General features: G+C 58.5%; 7 protein-coding genes. 5 read left to right on the forward strand and 2 right to left on the reverse strand.

Annotation, left to right across the window (positions count from 1 at the left end; translation table 11 throughout):
- The coding region (yrfG, locus tag A3754_RS16525; protein ID WP_063520580.1) for a GMP/IMP nucleotidase at window positions 1-626 on the reverse strand (626 nt) is incomplete at its 3' end.
- Between the two features lie 56 nt (window positions 627-682).
- Here yrfG and nudE point away from each other — a divergent pair.
- From nudE to A3754_RS16540, 3 genes are read left to right on the forward strand one after another with little or no spacing between them, the layout of a single operon-like run.
- Window positions 683-1231: an ADP compounds hydrolase NudE gene (gene nudE, locus A3754_RS16530; RefSeq protein ID WP_063520581.1), complete on the forward strand. Its 549-nt coding sequence runs from the start codon at window positions 683-685 to the stop codon at window positions 1229-1231.
- A gap of 58 nt (window positions 1232-1289) precedes the next feature.
- Window positions 1290-2102 carry a 3'(2'),5'-bisphosphate nucleotidase CysQ gene (gene cysQ / locus A3754_RS16535; RefSeq protein ID WP_063520582.1) on the forward strand — a complete coding sequence of 271 codons (813 nt, stop codon included), beginning with the start codon at window positions 1290-1292 and terminating at the stop codon, window positions 2100-2102.
- A gap of 44 nt (window positions 2103-2146) precedes the next feature.
- Complete coding sequence (locus A3754_RS16540) at window positions 2147-3034, forward strand: alpha/beta hydrolase (RefSeq protein WP_063520583.1); 888 nt, start codon at window positions 2147-2149, stop codon at window positions 3032-3034.
- A gap of 13 nt (window positions 3035-3047) precedes the next feature.
- Here the strand turns inward: A3754_RS16540 and A3754_RS16545 are convergent, their stop codons facing one another.
- Complete coding sequence (locus A3754_RS16545) at window positions 3048-3290, reverse strand: hypothetical protein (protein WP_063520584.1); 243 nt, start codon at window positions 3288-3290, stop codon at window positions 3048-3050.
- Between the two features lie 178 nt (window positions 3291-3468).
- Here A3754_RS16545 and A3754_RS16550 point away from each other — a divergent pair, with 178 nt between their 5' ends.
- Window positions 3469-3867, forward strand: a complete 399-nt coding sequence (locus tag A3754_RS16550; RefSeq protein ID WP_156496714.1) for a hypothetical protein — start codon at window positions 3469-3471, stop codon at window positions 3865-3867.
- A 233-nt stretch (window positions 3868-4100) separates the two neighbouring features.
- A partial coding sequence (locus tag A3754_RS16555) for an NAD(P)/FAD-dependent oxidoreductase (protein ID WP_156497037.1) occupies window positions 4101-4771 on the forward strand: 671 nt, incomplete at its 3' end.

The following is a 4771-nucleotide window of genomic DNA, read 5'->3' on the forward strand; positions in this document are numbered from 1 at the left end:
ATGGCCGGGAACGGGTCCGTATCAAGCCGTTTGGGCAGGCTGGAATCCGGGTGCAGAATACTCACCGGCTGGCCGATGCCGTATTGCCGGGCGCTGTGCAGCACTGGCAAGGAGTCGTCCACCAGCAGGGCTCGGCCCGGTTCGAAGGGCAGGTGTCGCTGCAGGTGCTGCCAGAACGCCTGGGCCTCCTTGGGGTGGCCGTAGTCGTGGCTGGATACCAGTTCGTCAAAATACTGGTCAATGCCGGTGCGCTCTATCTTTAAATGCAGCGCATCGCGGTGGGCATTGGTCACCATGATCACTTGCTTGTCCGAGTCTTGCAGATGTTGCAGAAAGGCTTCGGCTCCCGGCCGCACGGAGATGCGGTCGCCGGCGGCTCTTTTCAAGCCGGCAATTTCCAGACCCAGCTCGGCGGTCCAGAAATCCAGGCAGTACCAGTTCAGGGTGCCTTGGTGGCTGGTGATCCAGTCGTGGATGATGCGGTTGGCCTCGGCCTGCTCCAGACCCAGTTGCCGGGCGTAGCAGTCGGGCACGTGTTGTTGCCAGAACCAGTTGTCAAAGTGCAGGTCCAGCAGGGTGCCGTCCATATCCAGCAGCACAGTGTCGACGGATTGCCAGTCAATCATGAATTTCCTGCGTGTTCGGGTTAGTCTTGCCTGCAATAGCGGGCTCAGAGGTAATTATGGATGAGAAACCGGAGATTCTCGACACCCGGCTGATAGCAAAGAGCCGCCTGTTCGGGATCGAAGAACTTCACCTGCGCTTTTCCAACGGCGTGGAGCGCACCTACGAGCGCCTGCGTACGCCGCCGATTGCGGCGGTGATGATGGTGCCGTTGCTGGATGACGACACCGTGGTGATGATTCGGGAATATGGCGCGGGGACAGAGAGTTATGAGTTGACCCTGCCCAAGGGAGCTTACGAACACGGTGAAGACTGGCGCGACGCGGCCAACCGGGAGTTGAAGGAAGAGGCGGGTTACGGCGCTCGCCGTCTCACGCTAATGAAGGACATGACCCTGTCGCCGGGTTATATGGGCCACCGCATCAAGGTGGTGCTGGCTGAAGATCTCTACGAAGAATCCCTGCCCGGCGATGAACCGGAAGAGCTGGAAGTGCTCACCTGGAAACTGTCAGAGCTGGATCGTTTGATAGAACGGGACGATGTGACCGAGGCGCGGGTGATCGCAGCGTTATTAATGACCAAGCGGTTGCTGGAGCAACGTCGATAATTGAGCTGTAGGAGCGCCGCTCCTGCAGGTGCCAAAATCTGAATCACAGGAAAAAGAAATGACCGACTTAAATGCCCTGCTGGACCCGCTTGCCGAGATTGCCCGTGAAGCGGGGCGAGCGATTCTTGACGTCTATGAGCGTGATGATCTGGGGGTAGAAACCAAGGATGACAAGTCGCCCATTACCGAGGCGGATATGGCGGCGCACAAGATCATTGAAGCCCGCCTGCAGGCGCTGACACCGGAGATTCCGGTGTTTTCCGAAGAGTCCGGCGGCATTGCCTATGCGGATCGCAAGGACTGGCCGCGTTTCTGGCTGGTGGACCCGCTGGATGGCACCAAGGAATTCATCAAGCGTAATGGCGAGTTCACCGTGAACATCGCCCTGGTGGAAGGCGATACCCCGGTACTGGGCGTGGTGCATGTGCCGGTAACGGCGGTGACCTATCTGGGTGGTCAGGGTGTGGGTGCCTTTAAAGAGCACAACGGTGACCGCGGGGCGATTCAATGCCGTGCCCGCACCACCCCGGTGGTGATGGTGGCCAGCCGTAGTCATGGTGGCGAGGCGGTGGAAAAGCTGGAAGCCTTTATCCGGGAAGAAATTGGTGAAGTGGAGCGCGCTTCCATGGGCTCCTCCCTGAAACTGTGCCTGGTGGCGGAAGGCAGCGCGGACATCTACCCGCGTCTGGCTCCCACCAGCGAATGGGATACCGCCGCCGCCCATGCGGTGGTAGCCGCCGCTGGTGGCGTAGTGGTGAACACCGCCTTCGAGCCGCTGCAGTACAACAAGGAAGATATTCTCAACCCGCACTTCCTGGTGTTGGGGCAGAGTATTGAAGAGTGGCGTTTTATCGCCGCGGCGATTGGGTGAATGTCGGACGTCAGACGTCAGACGCAAAAAACCAAGGAGTTTCCATGAGCGCAATGCGTGAACTGCGGTTTGTCAGCGAGGGGCAGTCCTGCCGGGGAGATCTTTACCTGCCGGAAGGCGAGGGGCCTTTCCTGACGGTGGTTATGGGGCACGGCTTTGGGCTCACCAAGGAATGCGGGTTGGCGCCGTTTCGCGACGCCTTTGTGCAAGCCGGTTATGCGGTATTCCTGTTCGATTATCGCCACTTTGGCGAAAGTGAGGGGATGCCGCGGCAGGTGCTGTTACCCAACCGGGAAGTGGCGGACTGGCAGGCAGCACTGGCCTGTGTGCGCAAGCTGGATGAAGTGGATAACCAACGCATCGTGCTGTGGGGCACTTCCTTCGGTGGCGGCCTGGTCACAGCGGTGGCCGCTCGTGAATCGGTGGCCGGCATTATTGCCCAGTGCCCGATGATGGATGGCATGGCATCGGTGCTGGAGGTAATTCGTTATGCCGGCATTGGGCAGGCGCTGAAAATGACGGGCATTGGTCTGTGGGATGTGGGCAGCAGTGCGTTGGGGCTGGGGCCGAAAATGCTGCCTTCAGCCGGTCGGCCTGGTGAGCTTGCTGCCATGTCCAGCCATGACGCCTATGACGGCTATACCGCGCTGATGCCGGACAATGTGCCCAATGAAGTGGCGGGGCGGATCGCGTTGGCGTTGCCGCTATTCCGGCCGGTGGCTCAGGCCAGCAGGGTCACCTGCCCGGCGCTGATCCTGATTTGCGAAACCGATACGGTGGCGCCGGCCAGCGCCGCAGAAAAAGCGGCCGCGGCCATGGCAAGGCCCAGCGTGAAGCGCTACCCGGTGGGCCATTTTGATGTCTATCAGGGTGAGGCCCGGGAGATCAGTCTGGCGGATCAACTGGCGTTTTTGCGGGACCTGGAAGGCTAAACGCTCAAGGTACTTAAAAAGGCAGAAGGGCTGCCAAATCCAGCGATAGCTGGTTGGAGACCATCACCGCGCTGGTCGCCACCAGGCTCAGGTTGATGGCGGGCAGCACCAGGCCAATGGCCAGCAGGTTAACGGCGCTGGGTTGCCGAATGCGACCGCTCCACAGCACCAGGCTAATCAGGGCTGCGCAGGAAAGAGGAATCCAGAGCCAGGGGTGTGCTGCTGCGGTATGCCACAGGTTTTCAAGGTTTAACATGCCAGTACCCGTTTCATTATAGTCATTGGCGGGACCGTATTGGCGGTGCCCGGGGTGGCCTCCCCCGAGGCCAGAAGCGAGTATGCACACCCGGTTATGTAACCAGTGTGTTAAAGGTCACAAAAAAATAATGGCACTTTGACATTGGTTCTGATGTACCAGATTTCTATGAAAATCAATGAGTAATGTCCATATGCAGATAAATGAACCTGGGCGAGTGACAGGGCGGCAAGGCCGCAAAGGGGTGGTCTGCTGGTTGGGGCGGGTGGCGCTGTTGCTGAGCCTGGTTGCAACAGTAAGGGCGGATGATTTCAATTACTCCGCCGAGCAGTTTGCCTTGATTGCCGGCTATGAGTCCTGTGTTCGCCAGTTGGCTGCCAACCTGGGCAGTGATCAGCGCGATGCGCTAACGGACAAGTTGTTGCGCAGTAAAGGCATCAGCTACCAGCCGCGCCGAGTGGAGAACGACCGACGGCTGTGGGCCTACCCGGAGTATGCTACCCAGCGTCGGACCCAGAGTTACATGATTCAAGCCTTCAAACAGGACTGCCTGGAGCAGAACGCTGGCCGTTACTGATCAAGGTGGCCTTGTTTGGCGGAGCGGCTAACGCCAGTGTTTATGCCGGTTGCGCCTCGCTTTCGTCCGTAGCGGCAGTTTTTCCGGGCTCCAGAGCCAATTAACGGCCCGTTTTGGCCTTTTCTCATCCCCTCCAGTACGGCTATTCTGTCATCCATTGAACCGTGCCATTGAGCAATGTCAATGTTTGCACTGCGAGGATCTGGCAGCCTGAATGGCTGGAGGTAAAGAATATGTCCAATAAACACGTTGATGTACTGATTGTTGGCGCCGGCCTTTCCGGTATTGGTGCCGCTTGCCATTTGACCCGCAAGGCGCCGAATCGCACTTACGCGATTCTCGAACGCCGTGAACGTATCGGCGGGACCTGGGATCTTTTCAAATACCCGGGCATTCGTTCTGATTCCGACATGTTCACCCTGGGCTACAGCTTTCGCCCCTGGACCGAGCCCAAGGTGCTGGCCGATGGCAACTCTATTCGCCAGTACGTGGAAGACACGGCGGAAGAGTACGGCGTCAAAAAACATATCCGTTTTGGCCGCAAGGTAATCAAGGCGAACTGGTCCAGTGCTGACAATCATTGGGCGGTGGAAACCACCAACGAAAAAACCGGCGAACAGGAAACCTATACCGCTAACTTCCTGTTCTCCTGTAGTGGTTACTATAACTACGACGAAGGCTACAAGCCGGATTTCCCGGGTGAGAAAGACTTCAAAGGCCAGGTGGTGCATCCGCAGCACTGGCCGGAAAATCTGGATTACAAAGGCAAGAAAGTGGTGGTGATTGGTTCCGGCGCTACCGCTGTGACGCTGGTGCCGGCTATGGCCAAAGAGGGCGCCCAGGTCACCATGCTGCAGCGTTCGCCGACCTATATTGCTACGGTGCCGGAAGTGGACCCGATCTC

The organism is Alcanivorax sp. HI0083 (genome assembly GCF_001635175.1).

What these genes read in the sequence shown, in the direction of transcription:
- cysQ (WP_063520582.1), top strand. Translation starts at nt 1,290, where the DNA reads ATGACCGACTTAAATGCCCTGCTGGACCCGCTTGCCGAGATTGCCCGT.
- A3754_RS16545 (WP_063520584.1), bottom strand. Translation starts at nt 3,290, where the DNA reads ATGTTAAACCTTGAAAACCTGTGGCATACCGCAGCAGCACACCCCTGG.
- A3754_RS16550 (WP_156496714.1), top strand. Translation starts at nt 3,469, where the DNA reads ATGAGTAATGTCCATATGCAGATAAATGAACCTGGGCGAGTGACAGGG.
- A3754_RS16540 (WP_063520583.1), top strand. Translation starts at nt 2,147, where the DNA reads ATGAGCGCAATGCGTGAACTGCGGTTTGTCAGCGAGGGGCAGTCCTGC.
- nudE (WP_063520581.1), top strand. Translation starts at nt 683, where the DNA reads ATGGATGAGAAACCGGAGATTCTCGACACCCGGCTGATAGCAAAGAGC.